Raw genomic sequence first — 26,619 nt, forward strand, 5'->3', positions numbered from 1 at the left:
AGTGAATAACTATGTACCTGGTGTGTGGCGAAGCGCTGTTCGATTTCTTCAGTGAAGATGACGCCAGCGGCCTGGCTTCAAAAGTGAATTTCAAGGCGATTGCCGGCGGCTCGCCGTTCAACGTGGCGGTGGGTTTGCGTCGTTTGGGGGTGGATGCTGCGTTGTTTGCCGGCCTGTCCACTGACTATCTCGGTCGACGCTTGCAGCAGGTGCTGCAGGATGAAGGCGTGCGCCCGGATTACCTGGTGGATTTCGCTGCGCCTACCACCCTGGCGATGGTGGCCGTCGGTGCCAATGGTTCGCCGCATTACAGCTTCCGGGGCGAAGGCTGCGCGGATCGTCAGCTGAAACTGGAGCATCTGCCGGAACTGGGACCTGAAGTGCGCGGCTTGCACATCGGCTCGTTCTCGCTGGTGGTGCAACCGATTGCCGACACGCTGTTGGCACTGGTTCGCCGGGAAAGCGGCCAGCGTTTGATCAGCCTTGATCCGAACGTGCGGCTCAATCCTGAACCGAATATCGACCTGTGGCGTACGCGGATTGCCATCTTGGTTGAGCTGGCCGACCTGATCAAAGTCAGCGATGAAGATTTGAGCCTGTTGTACCCCGAGCAGGATCCGCAACGGGTAATTGAAGGCTGGCTGCAGCATCGCTGTCAGTTGGTGTTTCTGACCCGGGGTGGCGAGGGGGCGACGGTGTTCAGCCGTATGCATGGCTCCTGGTCGGTACCGGCGAGTTCAGTGAAAATCGCCGACACCGTGGGCGCTGGCGATACGTTCCAGGCGGCGTTGATTACCTGGCTGACCGAGCAGCAGCTGGATTCAGTTGAGGGCGTGCAATCGCTCGGCCGCGAGCAGATCGACGGGATGTTGAGGTTTGCGGTGCAAGCTGCGGCGCTGACGTGCAGCAAGACCGGGCCGGATCTGCCATATCGCCAACAGCTGGAAATGCGCTGAATGTGATGGCCTCTTCGCGAGCAAGCTCGCTCCCACATTGGATCACGGTCGAATGTGGGAGCGAGCTTGCTCGCGATGGCGGTGTAACTCACACCGCCAGCCTCACTGTTACAACACCGAAAAGTTGTAACTAACAATCAACCGGGTCTCATCCACATCCCGGGCAAACTTCTCGTAGTTCGTCCGGTACGTCGCATTACGCAATCGAAGACTGACATCTTTGAACGTCCCGCTCTGCACCACGTACTTGAGCTCGCTGTCGCGCTCCCACTCCTTCCCTTCCTGATCACTGCCCAGCACCTTGATGTGGTCGCCGTTTACATAACGGGTCAAGAAGCTAAGGCCATTGATGCCAATCGCCTTGAAGTCATAGTCATAACGCAACTGCCATGAACGTTCCTGCGCAGCGGCGAAGTCGTTGACCTGTACATAGTTGACCAGGTACGGATTGGTCCCATCCAGATACGGCATCGAATTGTCGCCGTTCATGCGCTGCCAACCGGCACTGAAAGTGTGACCGCTGATGGCGTAAGCGAGCATGCCGCTCAGGGCGCGGTTGTCGATGGAACCTGCACGAGCGGCGCCGCTGTCGGCACTCTTGAGCAGTCGAAGGTCAGCCTTGAGCACGCCGTCGCCCAACGGCTGGTTGGCCAGCAACCCTACGAAGTGCTGACGGTAGATGTCTTCCAGCTCGGCGTAGTGATACTGACCGGTCAGACGCTCGTTGATCTTGTAGTCGAAACCGTACATGTCGAAATGATCGGCGGTGACGTTGCAGGCATAACGCTTGTTCTTGCAGTGCACGCGGATGTCCTGGGAATCGGTGGAATCCCGGGCGGTGTACTTGTCCAGCCGCGCCGCCATAAAGGTCAGGTCCTTGACCTCTTTGGAGGTGAGCATTGCGCCGTTGAACATCGTCGGCAGCAAACGACCATCGTTGTACTTGAGCAGCGGCACGTCGGGCAGCAGTGCGCCGTACTTCAATACACTTTGCGAGAATCGCACTTTGGCGGTCAGGCCCAGTTTCGCGTACTCGTCTTTCGACCCGCGCGGATCCTGCCCCGTGGACGGCAGCAAACCACTGTTGCTGCTGTCGGCGCTGGAGTCGAGCTTAAGTCCCAGCATGCCCAAGGCATCGATACCGAAACCGACGGTGCCTTCGGTGTAACCCGATTGCAGATTGAGAATAAAACCTTGAGCCGACTCTTCACGCTTCGAAGCGCCCTGCTCGGTGGACGTGTGCCCATCCCGGAAGTCGCGATTGAAATACACCGTGCGCGATTCGAGTTTCGCCGTGGTGTCGTCGATAAAACCGCTCGCGAAAGCCGACCCGGTAAAACCGGCGCACAGGACTAAAGCGCCGAAGCCGAGTGACTGGCGCGCGGTGATGAGAGTAAAGGGGGGACGCATGAAAAAAAGCTCCAACAGTGCAGCGTTTGCGCAAAGCGCAATAAGCCAGAAAATAGCCTTCGCCCCGGACAAGTAACTTGCCAGGATGAAGTGGATACACAGAAGTGAGCGGCGATGATGGCAGATGGCTGTTACCGGCTACAGACGACTTTAGTCGGTAAATGACTATTCGTTTCCTTGAACGAGGCGCTTTAATCCTGCACCATCCGCCCCAGCTTATTCAAAGGACGGAATTAAAGGCATGCTGGACGCGAACGCAACCCATATTTCCCTGACGCTGGAAGGCGTTTCCGTTGACCTTCAGGTACTCAGCTTCGTCGGTCGCGAAACCCTCAACCAGCCGTTCTGCTTCGACATCGAACTGGTCAGCGCGCGCCCCGACCTGAAACTCGAAGAGTTGCTGCACAAGCCCGGCTGCCTGACCTTCGGCGCCACCGGCAAAGGCATCATCCACGGTCTGGTGTACCGCATCGAGCAAGGTGATTCCGGCAAAAGCCTGACCCGTTACAGCCTCAGCCTGGTGCCGCAACTCGCCTACCTGCGCCACAACCATGACCAGCAGATTTTCCAGCATTTAAGTGTGCCGAAGATCATCGCTCAGGTCCTCGAAGCGCGCGGCATCCTGGCCGACGCCTACAGCTTCCAGCTCGGCGCGATCTACCCGGAACGCGATTACTGCGTGCAGTACGACGAGTCCGACCTGCATTTCATCCAGCGCCTGTGCGAAGAAGAAGGCATTCACTTCCACTTCCAGCACTCGTCCAGCGGTCACAAACTGGTGTTCGGCGATGACCAGACAGTGTTCCGCAAACTCGCGCCCGTGGCCTATCAGCAAGACTCCGGCATGGCCGCCGAGAAACCGGTGATCAAGCGCTTCAACCTGCGCCTGGAAACCCGCACCACCCGCGTCAGCCGCCGCGACTACGACTTCGAGAAACCGCGGATCCTTCCCGAAGGCGCCGCCAAAAGCGAATTCGCCCCGGACCTGGAAGACTACGACTACCCCGGCCGCTTCACCGACCGCGAACGCGGCAAACAACTGGCAACCCGCGCCCTGGAACGCCATCGCAGCGACTACAAACTTGCCGAAGGCAAAGGCGACGAGCCAACCCTGGTCAGCGGCCACTTCATGGCCCTGAGCGAACACCCGCGCGCCGAGTGGAACGACCTCTGGCTGCTGCTGGAAGTGGTGCACGAAGGCAAACAGCCGCAAGTGCTCGGCGCAAACGTCACCAGCGACGTCACCCAGAACAAAGACGATTTCCACCAGGGCTACCGCAACCGCTTCCTCGCCACCCCGTGGGACGCCCACTTCCGCCCTGCCCTCGAACACCCGAAACCCAAAGTCCTCGGCAGCCAGACCGCCATCGTCACCGGCCCCAAGGGCGAAGAAATCCACTGCGATGAATACGGTCGCGTCAAAGTCCAGTTCCACTGGGACCGCGAAGGCCAGGCCGACGACAACACCAGCTGCTGGCTGCGCGTCGCCACCGGCTGGGCCGGCAGTGCCTACGGCGGCATCGCCATCCCGCGCATCGGCATGGAAGTGCTGGTGTCATTTATGGAAGGCGACCCGGACCAACCGCTGATCACCGGTTGCCTGTACCACAAGGAAAACGTCGTCCCCTACGACCTGCCGGCGAACAAGACCCGCAGCACCTTCAAGACCCTGAGTTCTCCGGGCGGTAATGGTTACAACGAGTTTCGGATTGAAGACAAGAAAGGCGCAGAACAGATCTACCTGCATGCCCAGCGCGATTGGGATGAAAACATTGAGCATGATCAGAAGATCCGCATCGGCAACGAGCGACACGACACCGTCGAGGCCAATGTTTTCAGCGAGTTCAAGGTTGAAGAACATCGGATTACCCATCTGGATCGCAAGACTGAGACCCGGGCAGATGATCACCTGACGGTTGCCGTTACTCAGCATGTGAAGGTGGGGACGGCGCAGTTTGTCGAGGCGGGTCAGGAGATTCACTACAACGCCGGGGAAAAGGTTGTGGTTGAGGGTGGCATGGAGCTGACGGCCAAGGCTGGCGGGAGCTTTGTGAAGATAGATGCCGGGGGCGTGACGATCAGTGGCGCGCAGGTGAAGGTTAACTCGGGCGGTGGACCAGGTTCGGGGACGCCTGCTGCGCCGTTGTTGCCGGGGCCGATGAAGGTGGCGGATGCGGATAAGGCCGGCAAAGTCCCGATACCACTGCCAAAACGCCTGAACGAGTCCGGCATCACTCCGTTGTGCGGAAAACAGAGCAACGGCGCCTGCAGCCGTAAGGATTGCACATGCATGTAAAAGCGTTGAACGCCCTCCTCGCCGAACCCCGCCATTCGTTCGAGCAACTGCCGAGAGAACCGTCGAGCCAGACGCTGTGCTTCATCATCGACCGCACCCGCCAGCCTGAGGCCATGAGCCGCCTCTACCGTGTCGGCGAACCGATGAACTCCCAAGGCTTGTTCATCGGCACCGATTTCGCCGAGATCGCCGCTGACGGCCCCTTGTGGCTCAACGCGCCATGGGGCAGCCGCCTGGCCGCCGAAGCCGCAAAGCTATGTGAAGAAAACTTTTCCGGCATCGCCCTGACCACTGACGACCCGGTCAAGGCTTTGGCACATGCACGCTGGCTGTTACGCGCCAATGACGGCTCCGGCGGCCAAAGCCTGCTGAGCTATCACAAGCCAAGCCTGTGGGCCGCACTGGCCTACACCGCCAGCGAAACCTCGCACCAGCTCTTCGGTCCGTGGCATCACGTCTACACCCCTGCGCCGACCCATTTCGGTGCTGGCAACGGTAATTGGTTGAGCTGGCGCCCAGTCTCGGAACTCGAATGGCTGGGCGACGTCTCAGCGTTCAACATCCCGGACGATGCACCAAAGGTTCAAGAGCGATTGGGTTGGGTCTACTGGGTCGATGAGCAATACGCCGCATTTGGCGAGCCGACTGACGAAGAGCTGCCCAATATCGCGGAAAACCTTGATGTGCTGGTCAATCACAACATCTACGAAGGCCGGCATTTGCTCAAACTGGCCCACATCGCCAATGGCCCGCTGCTCGAAACACAGCCCCAGGCCATGGCCATCCTGCAATCCAGGGAAGAGTCGTTCATCAAGGTTGAACAGCTGAAGCAACTCGCTACCAGCGCCGCCTGATGAACCCGTCCGCGTAACGAATGAATGGAAGCATTTATGGAATCCAATACCAGCGCTGTACCTACTGCACCAACAGCCGAAGAAACCTGTGCGAAGCCGCCACGGGATCTGGGTGAACAGCCCAATGCACCTGATGAAACACCCGGCTCTCATGACAAAGTAAAAACGCCGTGTTCAACAACCTACGGCAGCGCGATTTACGACACCGAAAACGAATCGTTCTGGCTACTGCCGGAACGCACGACTTCGGCGCTTAAAGAAGCGGCCAATGACCTGGATCAAAAAGTAAGTTCAAGCAAGCCTGCCGAGGAACGCAAAAAAGGCCTCTACAGCACAGGATTGCTTGAATACTTCCTCGAACCCAAATTGGGCAACTTTCTCGCGGGCGAAGAGCAAGCGCGAATGCTCGAGATTGAAGCGCAATACCCAAGCATCAGTGATCTGGATGCCACGTTGCTGGAGGCGCAGCAACAGAGAAAGGCTGCAACGCCACCGGCTCCGGCTCCCTCGACGCCTCTAACCCGACTTGAACAAGATGACATCAAAAAGTCCGAGTGGATGGCAGCGCAACAAGACGCAACGCGGGTACACGGCGTTCATGCTGAATGGCAAAAGTTAAAGCGCACCGCCATCGTCGCCGCTAAAGAAAAGGGTTACGCCTACGAAAGTGGAAGTCTGTACTCCCCTGAAGCCATTGCAGCGCGCGAGGGCGTTCAGAAATACCTCAAAGCTCGAGAAACCTTACTCAAAGAAAAAGACCTGGCGACATTAGGCTCGGCTGAACTCGCGCCGCTGCTGGCTGAAGACAAAAAGCGACTAGACGAGGTCGCGACTTGCGGGGCGAATAACCAACTCCCTCTTTGTACATACGTACGCGATCAGGAAGCACAGCGTTTAAAAAGAAAAGCGATCTATGTTGCTTACCTTGAGTCCATTACCAGTGTTGCTCAATACGGAATTGCCTTACCCGAATTCGCCCTGATTCCCGCGAGCGGTGCTTCGGTCGAAGGTGGCGTCGACCTGTTCAAGCAATACTTGGCGCTTGAGAAAAAGCAGACAGAGGTCAACGAACGCCTTAGCAAAAAATATAAAGGCTGGATCGAAGCAAGCGGCCGACAGGCCAAAGCGCCGGCCAACCTTGTTTCCCTCGAGCGCGCCGAATGGGACCGTCTGCAGGCAGATAAAGAAAAGTTACGACTGCAAGCTGAGAAAAACATGGAAACCGCACCTGTTCGCCGGCATCTGTTGTGGGAGCCCGAGCAGTTCCAGGCCAAGCCGATGGACCGGCTGGTCAAGGATGGTTTTCCGCTTCATGAAATGAGCATGCTCGATGACCTCAAGAAACCGTTGACTTACCTGAGCATGTATTCGCTTCCAAGACTTCAAGCCACCGTCAAGAACGACTGGAAAAAGGTCGGCGCCAAAGTCAAAGACTTAACCAAGCGCCCAGGCAACAGCACTGGCAAAGCCGCCACCGACAGTGAATTGAATTTGTTCGGCCAATGGCTCGAACAGGAAGGCGCTCTGCGGATCAAGGACCAGGAAAGCGACTGGTTTTCCCCCGAAGGCTGGTTCGAGATCGAAAAGTTTTACACCTTTCTGCAAACCAAGAATTACAAAGTCTCTGCCCTTGATAGTGCCAGCAGCCGCAAGGAATGGGGAGTACGCCTGCAACAGGTGTTGTTCAAAGACAACGTGCGCAAGACCTTTCGCATTTTTGATATCAGCCCCCAAGCGCAACTGGTTCGCTGCCTGACGTCGTCATCCACTGAGATCATTCACGGGTCAACAAAAGTCGAAGGCCCCGCTTTTAGCCTAGCGGAAGGATTTAAAGCCTCGGCCAAAGCGTCATTCGGCGTCGACCTCGCCCGTGGTGAAGTCGAGCTGTTTAAAGTCGATCTGCCTGAACGCAGCAAAGCCAAAGAAATCACGTTTACCTATCTAGACGGCAATAGCGTCCAGCAAACACTCAATCTGGGCCGGTTTTCGTTGTATCTCGGCGCCAAGGCCTGGGGCTATGCCGGCGCCTCGCTGCTGCTTTCCTCCGAGATAGCGCTGGACGTTGGCAACGCGGGATTCCATTTGGCTCCGCCAGAACCTGTGGTACGGACCGGAGACAAACGCGATTTCGTCCACACCGAAACCAGCGATCAAATCAAGGGAGTCAATAAAAACCTGCAAGTGCAGAATGGAGGCAAAGCCGCCTTCAATTTATTCGCCGGTTTGCAATCGGGAATCATGGTGACCGGCGCCTTGAACTGGGCCCCCCCTTCCGAAGTCGCCATGCTACAACGGACACCTACATCGGGGTCCAAAGACTCGATGAAGACCAACGAATGGTTCAGCCTCGCTCGTTTGACCGCCGAGCTAAATGTGGCCGCAGGTTTGGGGGCAAAGGGCGAAGCGAGTATTTCGTTGTATGACGGCCGGTTGATTTTGGTACTGAAGGCTTCGTTGGTAGCCGGCCCCGGTGTGGGTGGGGCATTCAAGTTTGAAGTGGGTTACGACGCAGTTACAGAGTTGATCAACTTGTTCCGTCGAGAGCTTTATAAAAACAAGCAAAATCCTTTCTTTGCCATCGATAAAAATACAAACGATTACATGTCCAAGCTAAATGCCTTGGCCATTTGCGGCTTTGATATGCCTATGGTCTATATCATGGGAGTGGATGCAGTCATGGCCCTTTATGAAAGTTTGACCGCTACCGGCAAGGGAGGGCCGATTGCAGATACTATTATTTATTATGGGAACCAAGCAGAAATGGAGGAATGGTGTGTTAACGCGATTCCGGGTGCTTTGGGACCGCTATTAATGACATTAATTAGTCCTGCAGACGAGTTCAGCATTAGCAGTACCAATTCATCGGGCGATACAGCGAAAGCAGAACGCAAATACGACAAAAGCCAAGCGCACCTGATTCAACAAAAAGCTATTGAGCGTATTCTTAGATGGATATTAGATAACGCAAAAAAACAGAATACCGTCGATAAAGCCCAGAGCCAGTTCGAGGAGATCTGCATGCGCATGAATCGCTTTGGATTAAAGCCAGTAAATGAACGGCAATTTTATTGTGAAAATCGACTGGCGCTTGATAACTTTATGTCAGATGCAGTTCTAAGACTTGCCGATCCAGAAAACGACAAAATGCGTACTCGATATGCTCAACATGTGAAATTATTAGGCGCAAATAGTGACAATTACTGCCAACGCAGCCAATTTTATGGCCGAACATATATACCCGCAGGCAAAGCCAAGTACATTGCTCCAGACCAGTAGAAACTGAGGACAACACATGCGCCAAAAACTCACATTCGTTACTGTAATTTTTTCCCTGCTTTTTTCTTGCCAATTACTTGCAAAGCCTACGGCTGAATTGAATGCAGCCAAGCAAACAGGAATAGCTCTTTACAATCAGTACAAGATGGCGCCTGCAATACAGTATTTGACGATAGCCGCAAAAAATGGGGATGCGGAATCCCAGTACTATTTAGCTGAATCAATTAGAAATACAAAACGCTACATGACCGAGGATGCGCAAAAGTGGTACGAGGAATCAGCAAACCAAAATAACGTTTATGCGATGATACAGCTCGGACGAAGTGGTGATAATCTCTGCGTCAACATGGGCAACTGCCCTAAAAGTAAAAAAACACCGGCGCAATGGTTGAAAGGTGCGCTAGATTTGACGAAACCTGTTGCTGAAAGTGGTGATCCCGAAGCGATGTACTTAATGTATGAACTAACGCTTGAGGAGGAATGGCTTGAGAAATCTGCAAATTCTGGATATGCATTAGCTCAATACTGGATGGCAATTGGAACTAGACAAGGAGACGGTTTCTTCTTGCCGTGGAAGCGGCATGAGGCAATCGGAAACTGGCTGAAACTATCTGCAGAAGGAGGATACCCCCCTGCAATGATGGAATACGCTGCGTTTATTTATGAAGATCAAGGTGATTTAACAGTTGCTCGCCATTGGATTGTCGAAGCAGCTAAAAAGGGGTACAAGTCAGGCGTCAGCAGTTACGGCGCATATTCGGCCCACTCACCATCGCTTTATGACTTCCCATTAGATAGGGTTAAAGGTTATGCGTTGACCTCGCTACTATCTGAGCTTGACGGTGGCGGAGATGTACAGGTTTACGTAAATGAAACCCTTCCGGAAATTGCCGAAAAGATGACACCGGAACAAATTTCAGAAGCTAACGAATTTGCAAAAAACTGGAAAGCGACTCATCCACCCCTGTCGTTTTTTCCGGAAAAGTTGAGCCGTTAATATTGATTAAGAACTGGCCACAGTGGCCGCAGGCGAAAGACCTTGTTCGCGACGAGAAGCTGCCAACGGGGATCGCGATGAGGCAGCTTTCGGAATGAGCATTACGCTTGACTCACCTGCGCAACGCCGTTGGTGTCGTCGCAGTCTTGTCATTGGTTTTTTAGTTCTTCTACTTCCTACTATTGGCTTCTATCTTTATGGAGTACTGCGTACACCTGGTGCCGCGTTGATCTCGCATAACTGCACAGACAGACCAATAGGAACTTCTCCGCATGAGCCTGACAATGAATACGTCTCGGCAACGTCGATGGAACCGGCGCATCCTGATCATTACCGTTCTGATTCTGCTGGCACCTGCCTTGAGTTTTTATCTTTACAAACTATTCCGCACGCCAGGTGCAGCATTAATGTCCCACAACTATACGGATCGACCCGTTTTTAGTTACTGGGTCAATGATAACTGGGGTGGAAACGGCGGCGTCACCTGCTGTTGGCATTTGGATGGATCAGTCGCGAAGGTGGTCTGGATCCTCGATATGACACGTAAACAGCAGTTAGAGGGAGCGGTAGAAGAGCGTCATGAAATAACGGTCCCCATGCCTCCGCGCAAATCGGGCGACGATACGTTGCATGTGTATTTTTTTCCCGATAATCGTATCGAGTTGATATGGGCCTCAACGATGCTGAGTCCGTTGCACTACCCGAACGGAGTTCCCGCCGGTGACAATATTAATGAACAACGAAGTCGTCTATGAGTAGTCCGGCCAATCTCGACAACGCCCAAGCAATCAGCGCTCGCTCAAGTGCAGCAGCCGGAACCAAAAATACTGCGGCGCTACCCTGCAACGCGTCATTGCATATTGGTTTCTTTTTCGATGGTTTTAGCCGCAACCTCGAGGATGACTTACGAGAGGATCGGCTGTGCAATGTGGGTCGATTATTTTTGACCCACCCTTATGACCAAACAACTCCTCCTACCGTGATGAGTCAGATGCCGCAAACTCAAACCACCATCAAGTACTTCCTGGTGCGAGAGTTCGACAGCCCCGATCTCACCAAAACCAAAGGTATGGCTCCGGATTACCTGGAGCAGATCAAAGGCTGACTCTGCACAGTTCACTAACAAGCCAGGCGCCCACAAGCGCCTGGCTTGTTTGTGAAAGTGTGGCGTCAGACCGGCGCCTTCCACCCCATCATCTGCTGCTGCGCAACCAGCAGCAAATCGCACCCATCTTGCGTTAGCAGATAAAGCGCGTGGGTAATGTGCGGAATATCTTGAACATCACCGTTCTTGAAGCATTGGCAATGGAGCGTTTCAAGTAACTGGCTGGCGGCTCGGACACGCTGTAAAGCGGCTTCGAGGATGTCTTGGGGATTGGCCTCTGTATCGATGACCATTGGGTTTGAGTCGGTAACGCTGCTTTTGATTGAACGATAACGATCAGGAAATGGATTTAGCGTTGGCATAGTGATTACTCGATGATTAGTGAATAACCGCCAGCATCGTGACCAAACGATGGGAGGCGGACTGTGTACAGGCTTGGTCAACCGATACCATCAAATCGGCTCGCCCGAAGGCGTCCAGCACACAGCCGCCATTGCAACGCATTACGAGGACATAGATGTCCGCAGCGCGAATGATGGCACAGATATGTGTGATGGCATCAGGTGACCAAACCTGCTCGCTGATTTTGCAGCGAGGCCAAACAGTAAACGCTGGTACCTTGCCGGCGAAAGACGACAAAGAGTCCGAGCGTGTAGGAACTCGCCGAAGCTCCCTCAGTTTTTACCCACATGAAACCTCTGTCAGAAACCTCCTCACGACAGGCGGCATTCAGTCGGGTTAACCATCGCTTAACCCCGCGGTCCAAAACTTTACTGGACCGCACGCCCTCAGAGTTCTCTGACGCCCAGTGCGGCAGGTTCGACGCCAATACGTCGAGCTGACTTCCCCCCGCATCGGAGATCGTCCATGAACACGCACGCATTGCTTTTGACCACCGCCCTCGCCTGCACCGCGTTTGCCGGTCTGGCCCAGGCCAATGACACTTCGAGTTCCCAGGCGGTGCCGTACCACTACGGTATGCCGCTTCACGTGGGCAAGGTCATTACCTTGACCGAACCGTCGACGCTGGACTGCAAAGTGGTCACAGCCGACATGAAGTACATCGATAGCACCTCGGGCAAGCCTGCGGAAATCTCCTATCGGAAGCTTTCTGACGCTTGCAGTTATCAGAACTGACGGAAAGGTCTGATTCAATACTTTGCGGTATTCCTGTGAGGGGTTCTGGCGCTATGCTCAGCGCCTCCCCTCCACTGCCGCAAGGATTCGCCATGCAGTTATCGTTTCGTGCCTTGTCGACTTTTACCGCCGCGCTGTGTTTTCTGTTGGCCCTGGTCTGGGGTTTGATGCCCGACTGGTTGCTGTCAATCTGGAGCATCGAATACTCGTTGGCGGTGGGCGTTGTCGCGCGACGCAGTGCAATGCTGTTCGGGGCATTGGGCGTGATGTTTTATCTGGTTCGAAACGAGTCGCCTTCGATCACCCGCCATGCGCTGAGCAATGGTTTCATGGTCGGCTGCTGGGGGCTGGCAGCACTGGGCTTCGGCGAATGGCTCAATGGCCATGCCGGTCCGGGCATTTTGCTGGCGGTGGTGGTCGAATTGGCGCTCGGTCTGGCATTTCTCCAGACCAAGCGCGTGTCGATGGAACTCGAAACCGTGGGTTAAAGCGCTTTTCTGTCTGGATGCAGAGTCTGGGCAATGGTTTGGTGCTGCATGTCAGAGCGCAGTCCAGCTATCAGGTCATTGATTTCTCGACAACCATTTAGCTGTTTGGCATTTATTCCTGTCTTCATTAGATCGAGATGATCGGTTTCACGATCGGAATACACCTTAACGGTCATCGACAGGTCCGGCGACAGCGTGCATTGACAACGTTTCGGCAAAAAACTGCTTTCAATGATATTGCGAAGTTCCAAGGCAGAAAGAAACATGGCGACCCTCTCCTTAATGTGAGACTGCCAATCAACGATCGATACTGACTCAATGAAATCCCCGGTCAGCTTAAGACCAGCTACAGCATAAAACATGCCTAGGATTTCGCCCTGCAGCTCATCGGTAAATCAACGATTTAGCGAAACCGCGCGTAAATAGCTCATGCAATATGCAAGAAAGGCATTGTGGTGCCCCTGCAATTTGCATACATCCAGCGACAAGTTTGCATTGGCCGACGACGCCAGTAAGAATGCGGCCAATCAAATCAGTATCCACTGACCCCGCTCGCACGCAAGGAGGCATCATGGGTTCTTTGACCTATATCACTACCGTCGGGCTGATTTTTGCCGGGCTGTCGACCATCGCTCACGCCGCGAAACTCGAGGAGGTTGCGCCGTTCCCCAAAGCTGAGAGCGGTTTCACCCGCCTGGTCATTCACCTTGCCCCACAGGCTCAGGAAGACAGTTTCCAGGTCGAAATCCTGGCCGGCAAAACCCTGACCGTTGACTGCAATCGCCAACGTCTGGGCGGCATTCTCGAGGAGAAAAACCTCGAAGGCTGGGGCTACCCGTTCTACCGACTGGAAAAAGTCATCGGCCCAATGAGTACGCTGATGGCCTGCCCGGACGGCGAAAGTAAAAAGGACTTTGTGCCGGTGGTCGGTGACGGTTTCATGCTGCGCTACAACAGCAAACTGCCGATCGTGCTCTACGTGCCCAAAGACGTCGAAGTCCGCTACCGGATCTGGTCGGCGTCGAGCAAGGTCGAGAAAGCCGTCCAGGAATAACCGTTCTATCCCGTTACAGGAGCGCCATTTTGATTACCTGCCACGTCAAATATGTGATCGATCCGTATCAACTCAGCGAATTCGAAGCCTACGCCAAGGCCTGGCTCGGCATCGTCGAGCGTCTGGGCGGTACGCACCACGGGTACTTCCTGCCTTCCGAGGGCGCGAGCAATATCGCCTACTGCCTGTTCAGCTTTCCTTCGCTGGCGGACTACGAAAGCTACCGGCATATCGCGATGACTGACGCCGAAAGCACCGCGCTCGTAGCTTCGCTGGTCGAGAAGAAGTTTATCGTCAGTTATGAGCGGACCTTCCTGCGCCCGCTGCTGGCCTGACACCGCTCACGCCGGGGCGCCGCTCAATGCGGCGCGTTCGGCCACATGGCGCAAACTGTCGAAATTGATATTGGCACCTGAGTCGATCGCCACCAGTATCTGACCACGGGCACCGGTCTGCGCCACGTATTTCTTGATTCCGGCCACGGCCAAGGCACCGGAAGGTTCGGTGATCGAGCGGGTATCGTCGTAGATATTCTTGATGGCGGCGCAGAGTTCGTCGTTGCTGACCGTCAACACCTCATCGACACAGAACCGGCAGACTTCGAAACCATAAGCACCGATCTGTGCGACGGCCACACCGTCGGCGAAAGTGCCTACGGTTGGCAGGACAACTCGCTCGCCGGCCTGTAATGCCGCATATAAACAGGCGGAATGCTCCGACTCGACGCCGATGATGCGGACTTCTGGTCGCAGGTATTTGACGTACGCCGCGATGCCGGCGATCAAGCCACCGCCGCCCACCGGGACAAAGATCGCGTCCAGTGGACCTTGATGCTGACGCAGGATTTCCATGGCGACGGTGCCCTGCCCCGCGATCACGTCTGGATCGTCGAACGGCGAGACAAAGGTGCGACCGGTTTGCCGCGCCAGGTTCAATGCATATTCCAGCGCAAACGGAAAACTCTCACCGTGCAGCACGGCATCGGCGCCCCGACTGCGAACACCGAGCACCTTCAGTTCCGGCGTCGTACGCGGCATGACGATGGTCGCCGCAATTCCCAGTTCACGGGCCGCTAATGCCACGCCTTGAGCATGATTACCGGCGGAAGCAGTGATTACCCCGCGAGCCTTTTGCTCATCGCTCAGTTGCACCAGTTTGTTATAGGCACCGCGAATCTTGAAGGAAAAGGTCGGTTGCAGGTCTTCGCGTTTGAGCAGGACTTGATTGCCGAGCGCCTCGGACAACGCTGGCGCCGGTTGCAGCGGCGTACGCACCGCGAGTTCGTACACGGGCGCAGCGAGGATCTTTTTCACGTAGTGCTCAAGCAAGGTCTGCTGGGCGGGGATGCTCATGGTTGTCTCCTGTCGTACACCGACTGCGTAGGAGCTGCCGAAGGCTGCGATCTTTTACTTTTGCTTTTAAAAGCAAGATCAAAGATCGCAGCCTTCGGCAGCTCCTACGCCGGTCGGCGTTGGTTCAAGACCCAGGAGGCAGAAAGTAAAAACCCGCCTCTAGGGCGGGTTGGGTGCTGCAGTCGTGAGCTAGCCCGCCAAATAAGGAATGGCGGTAATAATGCTTGGCTGGCAGCGCAATACAGTGGAAGTCATGCCCGGAAATTAGCCGGGCGCTGATGGCAAGTCAATGGCCAATTTTCCTCGGCCTCTGTAGGCTGGCGACTCTGCTCATTGTCCCAAGGAAGGAAACCATGAAGTCTGTCGCCCTGCCCCTCATCGCCCTGATCGCGTTCGCCGGCTACACCGTTTCGGTGATGCTGCAGGCCGAACAGTCATTGATCGACTTCGGCATCAGCCTGATGTCGCGCCCCGACACGGCGCAGGTGGTGATTGATTTGTACCTGCTGGCGACGCTTGCGGGCATCTGGATGTACCGGGATGCGCGTAAGCGCGGATGGTCGGGGTTGGCGGTGATTCCGTATCTTTTGCTTACTGCGATTTTCGTGTCGGTTGGGCCGTTGTTGTATTTGGTGGTTCGGGGGCTGCAAAGCCGTAAAGATTCTGTCGATGCAAGCCAAGGAGTTTGATCTCGGAACTATTGTGATTTTGAGATTGCCTTCGCGAGCAAGCCCGCTCCCACACTGGATCTGTGGCGTTCACAAGACCCCTGTGGGAGCGGCGGTGCGACGATTCGACTTGCTCGCGAAGGCGGCCTGACAACCCACAAAGTTACTTAGCCAAGCGCCTCAGCCCAAGCACCATCACCCCCGCACCTAACGCCATCGCGGTCAGAAACAGCGGATACGAAACCCACCACGGCACGCCCGCCGTCATCATGCTGAACTCGGACATGCCGCCGATACTTGCAATCAGGTTCAGCGGCAGAAACACCACATTGATCAACGTCAGTTTGCGCAGCAGGTTGTTCATGCTGTTGTTCATCAGGTTGCCCCGGGCGTCGATCAGCCCGGAGAACACCGTGGAGTAAATTTCCGCCTGTTTGTAGCACTGGTTGTTTTCGATGATCAGGTCGTCGATCAGGCCAATGGCTTCGGCGCTGAAATGTTCCTTTGCCGCGTGATTGCGCAACCGGGTCAGGACTGCGCCGTTGCTGTGAATCGCATTGATGTAATAGATCAGGCTTTCGCTGAGGTTGAACATCTGGATCAGGTGCTGGTTCTGCATCGACGCGTTGAATTTCTGCTGCAACTCCCGGGCAACCAGCTTGATCACCTTCAAGTGGCCCAAATAGTGATGGATGTTGTTGAACAGCAGGTCGAGCAACACATCCAGCGGCGTGTTCAGAGGTTGGCGCATGCCGAGGCCGCTGAGCGGCGAGTCGTCGGTGGCGATCACCAGCAAACGATGCTCGGAAAACAGCAAACCGCAGGACGACACTTCGAAGGCCAGGCTGCCGGCGCCGGAATAGTTTTCCGGGCGTTTCCAGATCAGGAACAGGTTGTCGGGGTGAAACTCGATGCGTGACACCTCGTCGGGGTCCAGGGCCGAGGCCAGGGCGTGTTCATCAACTTTGAAATGGCTGTGCAGCAGATCCCGTTCGGCCGCATCGGGATTGCTGAACAACATCACTTCGGCGTCCAGCCGTTCGACCGCTTGCAGGGCGCCGTGGCTCAGTTGAAAACTCTTGATCATCCGCCGATCACCAGGCCTGGCCGCGGCGCTTGAGTTCCAGGCGACGAACGAACTCTTCCAGCACCAGTGAATACAGATCGTCCTGCAAGTAAGCGTCTTCGATGCCGGCGTCCATGTTGGGATTGTCGTTGACCTCAATCACGACCACTTTGTCGCCGGACTGCTTGAGGTCGACACCGTAGAGGCCATCGCCGATCAGGTTCGCGGTCTTCACCGCCAGCTCCACCACCGCCCGCGGGGCTTCGTGAACCGCCAGCGTACGGCATTCGCCGTTGATGTCCTGGCCCTTGGCCTTGTGGTTGTAGATCTGCCAATGGCCCTTGGACATGAAGTACTGGCAGGCAAAGATGGGTTTGCGGTTGAGCACGCCGATGCGCCAGTCGTATTCGGTGTAGAAGAATTCCTGAGCCAGCAACAACACCGAATGCTCGAACAGTTCGGCCGTGGCTTCGAGCAAGGCTTGCTGGCTTTCGACCTTGATCACGCCCCGAGAGAAACAACCGTCGGGGATCTTCAGCACCAACGGGAAACCGAGGCGCTCGCCCACTCGTTCGAAGTCTTCCGGTCGCTCTTTGTAGAGAATCTCGGTGGCGGGCATGCCCAGTTGATGACTCTTGAGCAGATCGGTCAGGTACACCTTGTTGGTGCAACGCAGAATCGACGCCGGGTCGTCCATCACCACCAGCCCTTCGCTCTCGGCTTTCTTGGCAAAGCGGTAGGTATGGTTGTCGACGCTTGTCGTCTCGCGGATCAGCAGCCCGTCGTATTCGGCAATACGTGCGTAGTCCTTGCGCTCGATCAGCTCGACGTCGATGCCCAACGTCTTGCCAACCCTGACGAAGTTGTCCAGCGCCTTGGCATTCGACGGCGGCAACGCTTCCTGGGGATCGTGCAGGATGGCCAGGTCATAACGGGCCAACCGCCGGGAACGCGGCACGCGCCAGATCTTGCGACTGAAACTGTCGAGTGAGTGGGCGAACTGGTCTTCCTGATCTTCGCGCAACTTATGTAAGGCGCCGGACTTTATGCCTTCAATGTGCCATCCGTTAGTTCGACGAAACTCAACTAACAATATCGGACAGGGAAAGACTTCAAACAACTGTCGCGCCAGATCCTGCAACGGCTCGATATGAGTCTTGCCAAAGTACAGTGTCAGGGTAAAGCCTTCGGTATCGCTGTAAAGATGATGACTGAGGGCTTTTTCCAGGGTTTTATCCAGATCATCCAGGGCCAGACCGTACAAGGACTTTCGAGTCAGCTCGCTGATGGTCCGCACCGACGGAATCACCTTGTGCCCACGGGCCTCGGCCAGCAGCGAACAGTAGTAACCGTGCCCCAGGTACTTGTAGCTGCGGCACAGGTTGATCACCTGCACCCGCTTGCCCTGCTCGTTGGCACGGGGTTTCTCGAGGTATTCCTGGGCGCTGACGATGTCTTCACTGGGGAAGTAGGAGGTCCAGTCTTCCTTGCGTTCGACGATGATAATCAACTGACTGGAAGTTCTAACACTGTCATTTAAATAAGTTGCTGCCGGCAAAGTTTGCTCGGATACTTCGCGCCAATGACCCTGTACCGCTGACATAGTGATTGATCCGTTGGAGAACAAGACCTTTCCTATTAAGCACGAACTTTTTAGAAAGTCCCGTTTCGTTACGCAACTTTTACGGTGGTCATATGAATCTGGTTTTTCGCTTGGCGGTCATTGAAGACTTACCGGCATTGCTGGAACTCGAACAACACTGTTTCACCACGGATCGGCTTAACCGTCGCAGTTTTCAATGGATGATCACGCGGGCCCACGGGCAACTGTTGGTGGCCCAGCGTGGCGAGCACCTGGTCGGTTACGCCGTGGTGCTGTTTCACCGGGGTACTTCGCTGGCGCGACTTTACTCGATTGCGATCGCCACCGACGCGCGCGGCAGCGGCCTGGGCAAGCAATTGCTCCAACGTATCGAGGCCTGCGCCCTTGAACACGACTGCGCCTATCTTCGGTTGGAAGTACGCATCGACAACCCGGCAGCCATTGCGCTGTATGAGCGCAATGGTTACCGACGCTTTGCACTGATTCACGACTATTACCAGGACCATGCCGACGCGCTGCGGCTGGAGAAGCGCATCCTCCAGCACCGCGACTCGCGCAACATCAAGGTGCCCTGGTATCCGCAGACCACCGATTTCACCTGCGGCCCGGCCTGCCTGCTGATGGCCATGGGCGCGCTGCAAGCGGATCGTGTGCTGGAGCGTCGCGAAGAACTGCAGATCTGGCGCGAAGCGACCACCGTGTTCATGACCTCCGGCCATGGTGGCTGCAGCCCTCAAGGCCTGGCGCTGGCGGCATGGCGGCGAGAGTTTCGGGTGCGTCTGCAACTGAGCATGGCCGGGCCACTGTTTCTCGATGGCGTACGCGATGTGCATAAAAAAGAGGTAATGCGGTTAGTGCACGAAGAGTTCACCACGCAGCTACAAGAGACTGATGTGGAGCGAGTGATCGGCGGACCACTGAACCTTCCACGGTTACTGGATGATGGCGGACAACCGCTGGTGCTCATCAGCAGCTATCGACTGACCCGTTCCAAATCGCCGCATTGGGTGATCGTCACCGATTGCGATGACGAGTTCGTCTATCTGCATGACCCGGATGTCGATCACAGCCAGCATCGCCAACCCATGGACTGCCAGCATTTGCCGGTAAGTCATGGGGAGTTCGAAAAAATGTGCAGCTTTGGGCGCGGCAAGTTGCGAGCAGCGGTGATCCTGTACGCCCGATCATGAACCTCGCAACCCCTGTAGCAGCTGGCAAAGCCTGCTGCTACAGGGGATGAGTTACTTCAGTCCGATCTTGTACAGGGTCCCATCGTCCTCATCGGTCAGCACATACAAATACCCATCCGGGCCTTGCCGCACATCACGAATGCGTTTGTTGAGTTCGCCCAGCAATCGCTCTTCGTGAACGACCTTGTCGCCATCGAACTGCAAGCGGATCAACTCCTGGCTCACTAACGCGCCGATAAACACGTTGTGCTGCCAGGCCTTGAAGCGGTCAGCGTCGTAGAACGCCATGCCGCTGAGGCCGGGGGATTTTTCCCAGACGTGGTGCGGGGCGACGGTGCCTTCGGCGGTCTTGCCCTTGGCTTCCGGAATCGGCCGGCCGGAATAGTTGATGCCATGGGTTGCCATCGGCCAGCCGTAGTTCTTGCCACGCTCGATGATGTTGATTTCATCGCCTCCCTGGGGGCCGTGTTCGTTTTCCCAAAGGGTGCCAGTCCACGGATTGAGCGCCGCACCTTGCGGATTGCGCTGGCCGTAGGACCAGATTTCCGGACGTACGCCGGCCTGACCGACAAAGGGGTTGTCATCCGGCACCTTGCCGTCCGGGTAGATCCGCACGACCTTGCCTTGCAGCTTGTCGAGGTCCTGAGCAGTCGGCCGGTCGTTGTTCTCGCCAAGGGTGATGAACAGATAGCCGTCGCGATCGAACACCAGGCGCGAACCAAAGTGGTTACCGAGCGAAAGCTTGGGTTCCTGGCGGAAGATCACTTTGAAATCCTTGATGGCCGTCAGGTCGTCAGACAAACGTCCGCGACCGACCGCCGTCCCGGCCTTGTCGCCCTCACCGCCACCTTCGGCATAAGACAGATAGACCGTGCGGTCTTGCTTGAAGTCGGGCGACAACGCTACATCCAGCAAGCCGCCCTGCCCCTTGGCCCAAACCTTTGGCACGCCACTGAGCGGTGCGGAAAGTTTACCGTCGGCGCTGACCACACGCAGGTTGCCGGGCCTTTCGGTCACCAGCATCCCTTGGCGATCGGGAAGAAACGCCAAGGCCCAGGGATGTTCGAGCCCTTTGGTCACTGTCGTCACCTCAAGGGTGCCCTGTTCGCTTTTCAAATTCTGGGTCGGCGCCGCGAAAACGGGCGCCGTGGCGGTGATCAGTGCGCTGGCACACAGTGTGGCCAGAAGGGGTTTACGCAACATGCACGATTCCTTTTGTCGTTCGAATGGCTGGCAAGAACGCTGTTGTGCCGTTCAACGGTTGCTGGTGTCTGCGTCTCGATGAGGTGGATTGGGAATGAATTTCGGTGGGGTGGCGGGAGGCGAGCGATCCTGGGGATAGCGGTTACCGATGCCTCCATTATCAAGCGTCGGAGGGCGCGGCACGGGCACTGTGTTCGGCCCACGAATCGCCGGCGCGCTGGGTTGTGTGCCTTGCATGCTGTTGGGGTTGGCCCGGCGAATCGGGCTGTTGTAAGGATTGCTGGTTTGGCCCGTCGGGCTCTGGGCCAACAGCAATGAAGAAGGTGGCGATGCGGTGTCAGCCTGGGCCAGATGGCTCAGCACGCCACTCAACGCCAACGCGGTGCAGCCGAGCACAAATCTGTTCATGGGGAGCCTCTCGACATCAGCGTGGATAGGAACTTCGATATCACGCTACGCCCGGGGTTCGGATTTGTTAACTAAAACCTCCCCGGCAAGATGTAACACGAAGTTGAGTACGCCGTTGATCTCCCGCAGGACCGGGCCGCAAGCCACTGAAACTTTTGCGCCAGGCCACAGGTCACCTGAACATCACTCGCGAGTAGACGACCATGGCACGGGCAATCTGGAAAGGCGCGATCAGTTTCGGTCTGGTGCACATCCCTGTGGCGCTGGTCTCGGCGACGTCCTCGCAAGGAGTTGATTTTGACTGGCTCGACAGTCGCAGCATGGACCCGGTGGGCTACAAGCGAGTCAACAAGGTCACCGGCAAGGAAGTCACCAAGGAACACATCGTCAAAGGTGTGCAATACGAAAAGGGTCGGTATGTGGTCCTCAGCGAAGAGGAAATCAAGTCGGCGCACCCGTTGTCGACTCAGACTATCGACATCTTTTCCTTTGTCGACAGCGAGCAGATCCCTCTGCAAAACATCGACACGCCCTATTACCTGGCACCGGACAAACGCGGTGGCAAGGTCTATGCGCTGTTGCGCGAAACGCTGAGCAAAACCAACAAAGTCGCCCTGGCCCACGTTGTTTTGCATACCCGTCAGCATCTGGCGGCGCTGATGCCGCTGGAATCGGCGATGGTGCTGGTGATGCTGCGCTGGCCTGCCGAAGTGAGAAGTCTGGACACCCTCGAACTGGGCAGTGAAGTCACTAAGCCCGAACTGGCCAAGGGCGAACTCGACATGGCCAAACGACTGGTTCAGGACATGAGCGCAGACTGGAAACCCGAGGATTATCGCGACAGTTTTGAAGACAAGATCATGGCATTGGTCGAGAAAAAGGCTAATGAAGGCAAGATCGAGGATGTCGAAACGGCGACTGGCGAAGAGGAACGTAAAACCGCTGATGTTATTGATTTGACCGAGCTGCTTAAACGCAGCCTCGGCGGCAAGAGTGCCGGTAAAACCAAACCGGCGACCAAACCCACCGCGCAGAAAAAAGCCACGAAGACTTCTCGTGGCTGATTGAAGGTTGTGCAATGAATATTTTGGCCCCATCGCGAGCTTGCTCGCGATGGCATCTTCCGACGTAACGCAAAACTCAGATCAAGACGAAAATCGCCAACAAGCCACCAAAAATCGCCCATTTCTCCAGGTAATAGAGCTTGCGGTTGCGCTTCTTCAGCGCTTTGCCGCGCAGGCGAATCTTGTAGATCTTGGCGAACAAGCGGTTGATACCGCCGGTATTGTCTCCCGCATCGTTCGGTGCGCCCGCCGCCGACATCACATAACGGCTGAACCAGCCATTGAACGCCGCCGCCCAGCGATACTTCATCGGCCGCTCCACGTCGCAGAACAGAATGATGCGGTTCTGCCCGGTGGTGTTTTCGGCGTAATGAATGAAGGTCTCGTCGAACATGACCGCTTCACCGTCGCGCCAGTGGTAGTTCTCGCCATCGACGTTGATGTAACAACCGGCATCGTTCGGAGTTTCCAGGCCCAGGTGATAGCGATAGGAACCGGCATACGGATCGCGGTGACGGACCAGTTTCGAACCCGGTGGCAGCTCCGCGAACATCGCAGCCTTGATCGAGCCGATGCTTTGCACCAGTTCGGTGGTGCGCGGGCAGAGTTTCATGGCCGAGGGATGGCTGTCGCCGTACCACTTCAGGTAGAAACGCTTCCAGCCCGTCTTGAAGAACGAGTTGAAGCCGACGTCGTCGTATTGATTCGAGCGCTTGATTTCCCCGGCCTTGAGCAGGTTCTGGCCTTCGGTACGAATTTCTTCCCAGTGGTCCTGCAACGGACTCAGATCAGGAAAGTCGGCCGGGTTGAGATAAGGCTTGTTGGGGATTTTCGAGAACAGATAAAGGAAGCAGTTGATCGGCGCCAGAAACGTCGAGTGGTCGCTCAGTTGGCGGCCCAGCTTGTGGCGCACGCGTCCGCGCAAGTGGACGTACGCAATGGATACAACGTAAATAGCGGCAATGATCAATTTCACAAAAATCGTCACACGTCAGAAGTGAACAAACTGCGTCCCTTGCCGGCCAATCGGCCCGAGGGTCTTGTGCAGCGTCTGAATACTAAACAGCGGTCCCGAATGGCGCGTCCTTGAGCCTCTGCCGCCTGTCGGCATCAGGTGATAGATGGCATTTTAGCCACAGTTTGTAACCAATAGTTAACCTTCAGATGTGAAAATCTGTCCACTGATGCTGCCAAAGTGGCCGTGCGGCCTTAACGCCCTATCGTTTAAAGAGCCAGACCAGTACAATCGCCGCCAAACATTACGCGCCCCCCTTGGTTGATGACGGGAATGAACCCCGTCTCAGCGCACTTCGACTCGGGCCAAGCGCTCCATATGCTGCTGTCCACTTATTGCCAGATGGACCTTCCGCTTCTGACCGGGATGCATTTCCTATGGTTCGAATACCGGAAACGGGTACTGAATCGGTACTGCCGCAACCCTAGCTACTCTGAATGCTTCGCAGGAAAAACCTTTGATCTCTACAGCTAACATCACGATGCAGTTCGGCGCCAAGCCGCTATTCGAAAACGTTTCGGTCAAATTCGCCGCGGGCAACCGCTACGGCCTGATCGGCGCCAACGGTTGCGGCAAGTCGACTTTCATGAAAATCCTCGGCGACGACCTCGAGCCGTCCGGCGGCCAGGTCATGCTCGAGCCGAACGTGCGTCTGGGTAAATTGCGCCAGGACCAGTTCGCCTACGAAGAATTCACCGTGATCGATACCGTGATCATGGGCCACGAAGAGCTGTGGAAGGTCAAGGCCGAGCGCGATCGTATCTACTCGCTGCCGGAAATGACCGAAGAAGACGGCATGGCCGTTGCGGAACTGGAAACCGAATTCGCCGAAATGGACGGCTACACCGCCGAATCCCGTGCCGGCGAACTGTTGCTGGGCCTGGGTATCGGCATCGAGCAGCACTTCGGCCCGATGAGCGAAGTTTCCCCAGGCTGGAAACTGCGCGTGTTGCTGGCTCAGGCGCTGTTCTCCGATCCTGAAGTGCTGTTGCTCGACGAACCGACCAACCACCTGGACATCAACACCATCCGCTGGCTGGAAAACATTCTGACCCAGCGCTCCAGCCTGATGATCATCATCTCTCACGACCGTCACTTCCTGAACAGCGTGTGCACCCACATGGCTGACCTGGATTACGGCGAGTTGCGCCTGTTCCCGGGCAACTACGACGAGTACATGACCGTGGCAACCCAGTCCCGCGAGCAACTGCTGTCGGACAACGCCAAGAAGAAAGCACAGATCTCCGAACTGCAATCGTTCGTCAGCCGCTTCTCGGCCAACGCCTCGAAAGCCAAGCAGGCTACTTCCCGTGCGAAGGCGATCGACAAGATCCAACTGGCCGAAGTCAAGCCTTCGAGCCGTGTGAGCCCGTTCATCCGTTTCGAACAAACCAAGAAGCTGCACCGTCAGGCGGTCATCGTCGAGCGCATGGCCAAAGGCTTCGATGGCAAGACACTGTTCAAGGACTTCAGCTTCCAGGTTGAAGCTGGGGAGCGCGTGGCGATCATCGGCCCGAACGGTATCGGTAAAACCACCCTGCTGCGCACCCTGGTCAACGAACTGACCCCGGATGCCGGTACCGTGAAGTGGACCGACGCCGCGGAACTGGGCTACTACGCCCAGGACCACGCGCACGACTTCGAAGACGACTGCAACCTGTTCGACTGGATGGGCCAATGGACTCAGGGCGGCGAGCAGATCGTTCGCGGCACCCTCGGCCGGATGTTGTTCTCCAACGATGAGATCCTCAAGTCGGTCAAGGTCATCTCCGGTGGCGAGCAAGGTCGCATGCTGTTCGGCAAGCTGATCCTGCAAAAGCCGAACGTGCTGATCATGGACGAACCGACCAACCACTTGGACATGGAATCCATCGAGGCGCTGAACCTGGCGCTGGAGAACTACCCGGGCACGCTGATCTTCGTCAGCCACGACCGTGAGTTCGTATCGTCCCTGGCCACCCGTATCATCGAGTTGAGCGCCAGCGGCGTAATCGACTTCAGCGGTACTTATGATGACTACCTGCGTAGTCAGGGCGTTGTGTTCTAAGCACCGGCTGAAAATGGAAAGCCCTGTCCTTGTGACGGGGCTTTTTATTGCCTGAAGATCAAAAGATCGCAGCCTTCAGCAGCTCCTACATTGGAATGCGTCCCCTGTAGGAGCTGCCGAAGGCTGCGATCTTTTGATCTTATCGTTAGCCTGCTTCCTTTTATTCTCAGCCCGCGCCATGATGCTGTTCTCCTACCGCCGCCCGCGAACGAGCCCTCATGTCTGTGCAGCAATTGCCACCGCAAAGCTCCATGGCGATCACCCTGCAGATCGTCTCCATCGTTTTTTATACCTTTATTGCCTTCCTCTGCATCGGCCTGCCGATTGCTGTGTTGCCGGGGTATGTCCATGAGCAGCTGGGTTTCAGCGCGATCATCGCGGGGCTGACCATTGGCTCGCAGTACCTGGCCACCCTGCTCAGCCGCCCGATGGCCGGGCGCCTGTCGGACAGCATCGGCACCAAGCGGGCGATTGTTTACGGGTTATCGGGGATTGTGTTGAGCGGCGTGCTGACGTTGATTTCAACGCTGCTGCAAAGTTTTCCATTGCTGAGCCTGTTGATCCTGATCGCTGGCCGCTTGTTGCTGGGGATTGCCCAGGGATTGATCGGGGTCGGCACCATCAGTTGGTGCATGGGTCAGGTGGGCGCGGAACATACCGCCCGATCGATCTCCTGGAACGGCATCGCCTCCTACGGCGCCATCGCCATTGGTGCGCCGCTGGGCGTGGTGATGGTCGGCGAACTGGGGTTCGCCAGTCTTGGGATCGCGCTGTCGGTGCTGGCGCTGGCGGCGTTGTTGCTGATCCGAAACAAACCCTCGGTGCCGGTGATTCGCGGCGAGCGCCTGCCGTTCTGGGCGGTGTTCGGGCGCATTGCGCCGTTCGGCGCGAGCCTGAGCCTCGCCTCCATCGGTTATGGCACGCTGACCACCTTTATTACCCTGTACTACGTCAGCCGTGGCTGGGCCGGCGCGGCTTACTGCCTGACGGTGTTTGGCGTGTGCTTCATTCTGGCGCGACTGTTGTTCATCTCCAGCATCAGCCGTTTCGGTGGATTCACCTCGGCCATTGCCTGCATGAGCATTGAAACGGTGGGCCTGGTGTTGCTATGGCTCGCGCCTTCGACCGGTTATGCGCTGATCGGCGCAGGCCTGACCGGGTTCGGTCTGTCGCTGGTGTATCCGGCGCTGGGGGTCGAAGCAATCAAGCAAGTGCCCAACTCCAGTCGCGGGGCGGGATTGAGTGCTTACGCGGTGTTTTTCGATCTGGCGCTGGCGATTGCCGGGCCGTTGATGGGCGCAGTGGCGCTAAACCTGGGGTACACGTGGATTTTCTTCAGCGCGGCGTTGTTGTCGGTGACTGGCCTCGGTTTAACCCTGTTACTGAAACGCCGCGCCATGGCCTGACACTGCAATCCACTGTGGGAGCAA

General features: G+C 56.3%; 24 protein-coding genes and 1 pseudogene. 16 read left to right on the top strand and 9 right to left on the bottom strand.

The window, feature by feature from the left end:
• The first annotated feature begins 11 nt into the window (after positions 1 to 11).
• Positions 12 to 956 carry a carbohydrate kinase family protein gene (locus ACA059_RS16045; protein WP_497630041.1) on the top strand — a complete coding sequence of 315 codons (945 nt, stop codon included), beginning with the start codon at positions 12 to 14 and terminating at the stop codon, positions 954 to 956.
• A 108-nt stretch (positions 957 to 1,064) separates the two neighbouring features.
• On the opposite strand, the gene ACA059_RS16050 is transcribed toward ACA059_RS16045, so the two are convergent.
• Positions 1,065 to 2,366, bottom strand: a complete 1,302-nt coding sequence (locus tag ACA059_RS16050) for an OprD family porin (protein WP_497630042.1) — start codon at positions 2,364 to 2,366, stop codon at positions 1,065 to 1,067.
• Positions 2,367 to 2,607: 241 nt separating this feature from the next.
• Here ACA059_RS16050 and ACA059_RS16055 point away from each other — a divergent pair, with 241 nt between their 5' ends.
• The 6 genes from ACA059_RS16055 to ACA059_RS16080 all read left to right on the top strand — a co-directional run bounded on the left by ACA059_RS16055 (position 2,608) and on the right by ACA059_RS16080 (position 10,894).
• Positions 2,608 to 4,662, top strand: a complete 2,055-nt coding sequence (locus tag ACA059_RS16055; RefSeq protein WP_497630043.1) for a type VI secretion system Vgr family protein — start codon at positions 2,608 to 2,610, stop codon at positions 4,660 to 4,662.
• A complete protein-coding gene (locus tag ACA059_RS16060; RefSeq protein WP_497630044.1) occupies positions 4,653 to 5,516 on the top strand; it encodes a DUF4123 domain-containing protein in 864 nt (287 codons plus the stop codon). Before ACA059_RS16055 ends, ACA059_RS16060 begins: the two co-directional genes overlap by 10 nt.
• Before the next feature lie 36 nt (positions 5,517 to 5,552).
• The gene (locus ACA059_RS16065) at positions 5,553 to 8,792 is read left to right on the top strand and encodes a hypothetical protein (RefSeq protein ID WP_497630045.1); all 3,240 of its coding nucleotides are present in this window, start codon (positions 5,553 to 5,555) and stop codon (positions 8,790 to 8,792) included.
• Positions 8,793 to 8,808: 16 nt separating this feature from the next.
• Entirely contained in the window at positions 8,809 to 9,789 is a 981-nt protein-coding gene (locus ACA059_RS16070; RefSeq protein ID WP_497630046.1) for a tetratricopeptide repeat protein, read from the top strand.
• Between the two features lie 272 nt (positions 9,790 to 10,061).
• Positions 10,062 to 10,544, top strand: a complete 483-nt coding sequence (locus ACA059_RS16075; RefSeq protein WP_497630047.1) for a DUF3304 domain-containing protein — start codon at positions 10,062 to 10,064, stop codon at positions 10,542 to 10,544.
• On the top strand, positions 10,541 to 10,894 hold the full coding sequence (locus ACA059_RS16080) for a hypothetical protein (RefSeq protein ID WP_497630048.1): 354 nt from the start codon (positions 10,541 to 10,543) through the stop codon (positions 10,892 to 10,894). Before ACA059_RS16075 ends, ACA059_RS16080 begins: the two co-directional genes overlap by 4 nt.
• Before the next feature lie 65 nt (positions 10,895 to 10,959).
• Here ACA059_RS16080 and ACA059_RS16085 read toward each other — a convergent pair whose 3' ends face one another.
• Complete coding sequence (locus ACA059_RS16085) at positions 10,960 to 11,256, bottom strand: hypothetical protein (protein WP_497630049.1); 297 nt, start codon at positions 11,254 to 11,256, stop codon at positions 10,960 to 10,962.
• A gap of 505 nt (positions 11,257 to 11,761) precedes the next feature.
• Here ACA059_RS16085 and ACA059_RS16090 point away from each other — a divergent pair.
• Both ACA059_RS16090 and ACA059_RS16095 read left to right on the top strand, forming a co-directional pair.
• On the top strand, positions 11,762 to 12,031 hold the full coding sequence (locus tag ACA059_RS16090; RefSeq protein WP_497630050.1) for a DUF2790 domain-containing protein: 270 nt from the start codon (positions 11,762 to 11,764) through the stop codon (positions 12,029 to 12,031).
• A 92-nt stretch (positions 12,032 to 12,123) separates the two neighbouring features.
• Positions 12,124 to 12,519, top strand: a complete 396-nt coding sequence (locus tag ACA059_RS16095; protein ID WP_497630051.1) for a hypothetical protein — start codon at positions 12,124 to 12,126, stop codon at positions 12,517 to 12,519.
• On the opposite strand, the gene ACA059_RS16100 is transcribed toward ACA059_RS16095, so the two are convergent.
• Positions 12,516 to 12,785: a DUF1652 domain-containing protein gene (locus tag ACA059_RS16100; RefSeq protein WP_134419986.1), complete on the bottom strand. Its 270-nt coding sequence runs from the start codon at positions 12,783 to 12,785 to the stop codon at positions 12,516 to 12,518. The genes ACA059_RS16095 and ACA059_RS16100 overlap by 4 nt on opposite strands.
• Before the next feature lie 305 nt (positions 12,786 to 13,090).
• Between ACA059_RS16100 and eco the strand changes: the two genes are divergently transcribed.
• Complete coding sequence (eco, locus tag ACA059_RS16105; protein WP_497630052.1) at positions 13,091 to 13,573, top strand: serine protease inhibitor ecotin; 483 nt, start codon at positions 13,091 to 13,093, stop codon at positions 13,571 to 13,573.
• 29 nt (positions 13,574 to 13,602) lie between these two features.
• Positions 13,603 to 13,908, top strand: coding sequence for an NIPSNAP family protein (locus ACA059_RS16110; RefSeq protein WP_033055038.1), 306 nt, complete (start codon positions 13,603 to 13,605; stop codon positions 13,906 to 13,908).
• Between the two features lie 24 nt (positions 13,909 to 13,932).
• On the opposite strand, the pseudogene ilvA reads toward ACA059_RS16110, so the two are convergent.
• A pseudogene (gene ilvA / locus ACA059_RS16115) lies at positions 13,933 to 14,925 on the bottom strand (threonine ammonia-lyase, biosynthetic); the annotation flags it as partial.
• A 353-nt stretch (positions 14,926 to 15,278) separates the two neighbouring features.
• Between ilvA and ACA059_RS16120 the strand changes: the two are divergent.
• Entirely contained in the window at positions 15,279 to 15,614 is a 336-nt protein-coding gene (locus ACA059_RS16120) for a DUF2834 domain-containing protein (RefSeq protein WP_497630053.1), read from the top strand.
• 142 nt (positions 15,615 to 15,756) lie between these two features.
• On the opposite strand, the gene ACA059_RS16125 is transcribed toward ACA059_RS16120, so the two are convergent.
• Positions 15,757 to 16,680, bottom strand: coding sequence for a magnesium transporter CorA family protein (locus tag ACA059_RS16125; protein WP_497630054.1), 924 nt, complete (start codon positions 16,678 to 16,680; stop codon positions 15,757 to 15,759).
• Between the two features lie 7 nt (positions 16,681 to 16,687).
• On the bottom strand, positions 16,688 to 18,262 hold the full coding sequence (locus ACA059_RS16130; protein ID WP_497630055.1) for a RimK family ATP-grasp domain-containing protein: 1,575 nt from the start codon (positions 18,260 to 18,262) through the stop codon (positions 16,688 to 16,690).
• Between the two features lie 92 nt (positions 18,263 to 18,354).
• On the opposite strand from ACA059_RS16130, the gene rimI reads away from it, so the two are divergent.
• Positions 18,355 to 19,452 carry a ribosomal protein S18-alanine N-acetyltransferase gene (gene rimI / locus ACA059_RS16135; protein WP_497630056.1) on the top strand — a complete coding sequence of 366 codons (1,098 nt, stop codon included), beginning with the start codon at positions 18,355 to 18,357 and terminating at the stop codon, positions 19,450 to 19,452.
• A 51-nt stretch (positions 19,453 to 19,503) separates the two neighbouring features.
• Here the strand turns inward: rimI and ACA059_RS16140 are convergent, their stop codons facing one another.
• Both ACA059_RS16140 and ACA059_RS16145 read right to left on the bottom strand, forming a co-directional pair.
• Positions 19,504 to 20,655, bottom strand: a complete 1,152-nt coding sequence (locus tag ACA059_RS16140; protein WP_497630057.1) for a PQQ-dependent sugar dehydrogenase — start codon at positions 20,653 to 20,655, stop codon at positions 19,504 to 19,506.
• 51 nt (positions 20,656 to 20,706) lie between these two features.
• Positions 20,707 to 21,063: a hypothetical protein gene (locus tag ACA059_RS16145; protein ID WP_497630058.1), complete on the bottom strand. Its 357-nt coding sequence runs from the start codon at positions 21,061 to 21,063 to the stop codon at positions 20,707 to 20,709.
• 203 nt (positions 21,064 to 21,266) lie between these two features.
• On the opposite strand from ACA059_RS16145, the gene ku reads away from it, so the two are divergent.
• Entirely contained in the window at positions 21,267 to 22,127 is an 861-nt protein-coding gene (gene ku / locus ACA059_RS16150) for a non-homologous end joining protein Ku (protein WP_497630059.1), read from the top strand.
• 76 nt (positions 22,128 to 22,203) lie between these two features.
• On the opposite strand, the gene lpxO is transcribed toward ku, so the two are convergent.
• Positions 22,204 to 23,103 carry a lipid A hydroxylase LpxO gene (gene lpxO, locus ACA059_RS16155; protein ID WP_497630060.1) on the bottom strand — a complete coding sequence of 300 codons (900 nt, stop codon included), beginning with the start codon at positions 23,101 to 23,103 and terminating at the stop codon, positions 22,204 to 22,206.
• 496 nt (positions 23,104 to 23,599) lie between these two features.
• Between lpxO and ACA059_RS16160 the strand changes: the two genes are divergently transcribed.
• Together ACA059_RS16160 and ACA059_RS16165 are read left to right on the top strand one after the other, a co-directional pair.
• Positions 23,600 to 25,189 carry an ABC-F family ATPase gene (locus tag ACA059_RS16160; protein ID WP_149419747.1) on the top strand — a complete coding sequence of 530 codons (1,590 nt, stop codon included), beginning with the start codon at positions 23,600 to 23,602 and terminating at the stop codon, positions 25,187 to 25,189.
• Between the two features lie 218 nt (positions 25,190 to 25,407).
• Positions 25,408 to 26,595: an MFS transporter gene (locus ACA059_RS16165; RefSeq protein ID WP_134420008.1), complete on the top strand. Its 1,188-nt coding sequence runs from the start codon at positions 25,408 to 25,410 to the stop codon at positions 26,593 to 26,595.
• Positions 26,596 to 26,619 lie beyond the last annotated feature (24 nt).

The sequence above is a fragment of the Pseudomonas sp. LBUM1647 genome (genome assembly GCF_059716175.1).

Coding starts and splice junctions, on each gene's coding strand:
- ACA059_RS16090 (WP_497630050.1), top strand. CDS start 11,762: ATGAACACGCACGCATTGCTTTTGACCACCGCCCTCGCCTGCACCGCG.
- ACA059_RS16050 (WP_497630042.1), bottom strand. CDS start 2,366: ATGCGTCCCCCCTTTACTCTCATCACCGCGCGCCAGTCACTCGGCTTC.
- ACA059_RS16070 (WP_497630046.1), top strand. CDS start 8,809: ATGCGCCAAAAACTCACATTCGTTACTGTAATTTTTTCCCTGCTTTTT.
- ACA059_RS16060 (WP_497630044.1), top strand. CDS start 4,653: ATGCATGTAAAAGCGTTGAACGCCCTCCTCGCCGAACCCCGCCATTCG.
- ACA059_RS16145 (WP_497630058.1), bottom strand. CDS start 21,063: ATGAACAGATTTGTGCTCGGCTGCACCGCGTTGGCGTTGAGTGGCGTG.
- ku (WP_497630059.1), top strand. CDS start 21,267: ATGGCACGGGCAATCTGGAAAGGCGCGATCAGTTTCGGTCTGGTGCAC.
- ACA059_RS16075 (WP_497630047.1), top strand. CDS start 10,062: ATGAGCCTGACAATGAATACGTCTCGGCAACGTCGATGGAACCGGCGC.
- ACA059_RS16140 (WP_497630057.1), bottom strand. CDS start 20,655: ATGTTGCGTAAACCCCTTCTGGCCACACTGTGTGCCAGCGCACTGATC.
- ACA059_RS16080 (WP_497630048.1), top strand. CDS start 10,541: ATGAGTAGTCCGGCCAATCTCGACAACGCCCAAGCAATCAGCGCTCGC.
- ACA059_RS16100 (WP_134419986.1), bottom strand. CDS start 12,785: ATGTTTCTTTCTGCCTTGGAACTTCGCAATATCATTGAAAGCAGTTTT.
- ACA059_RS16065 (WP_497630045.1), top strand. CDS start 5,553: ATGGAATCCAATACCAGCGCTGTACCTACTGCACCAACAGCCGAAGAA.
- ACA059_RS16165 (WP_134420008.1), top strand. CDS start 25,408: ATGTCTGTGCAGCAATTGCCACCGCAAAGCTCCATGGCGATCACCCTG.
- ACA059_RS16085 (WP_497630049.1), bottom strand. CDS start 11,256: ATGCCAACGCTAAATCCATTTCCTGATCGTTATCGTTCAATCAAAAGC.
- ACA059_RS16055 (WP_497630043.1), top strand. CDS start 2,608: ATGCTGGACGCGAACGCAACCCATATTTCCCTGACGCTGGAAGGCGTT.
- rimI (WP_497630056.1), top strand. CDS start 18,355: ATGAATCTGGTTTTTCGCTTGGCGGTCATTGAAGACTTACCGGCATTG.
- ACA059_RS16095 (WP_497630051.1), top strand. CDS start 12,124: ATGCAGTTATCGTTTCGTGCCTTGTCGACTTTTACCGCCGCGCTGTGT.
- ACA059_RS16120 (WP_497630053.1), top strand. CDS start 15,279: ATGAAGTCTGTCGCCCTGCCCCTCATCGCCCTGATCGCGTTCGCCGGC.
- ACA059_RS16125 (WP_497630054.1), bottom strand. CDS start 16,680: ATGATCAAGAGTTTTCAACTGAGCCACGGCGCCCTGCAAGCGGTCGAA.
- ACA059_RS16045 (WP_497630041.1), top strand. CDS start 12: ATGTACCTGGTGTGTGGCGAAGCGCTGTTCGATTTCTTCAGTGAAGAT.
- ACA059_RS16130 (WP_497630055.1), bottom strand. CDS start 18,262: ATGTCAGCGGTACAGGGTCATTGGCGCGAAGTATCCGAGCAAACTTTG.
- eco (WP_497630052.1), top strand. CDS start 13,091: ATGGGTTCTTTGACCTATATCACTACCGTCGGGCTGATTTTTGCCGGG.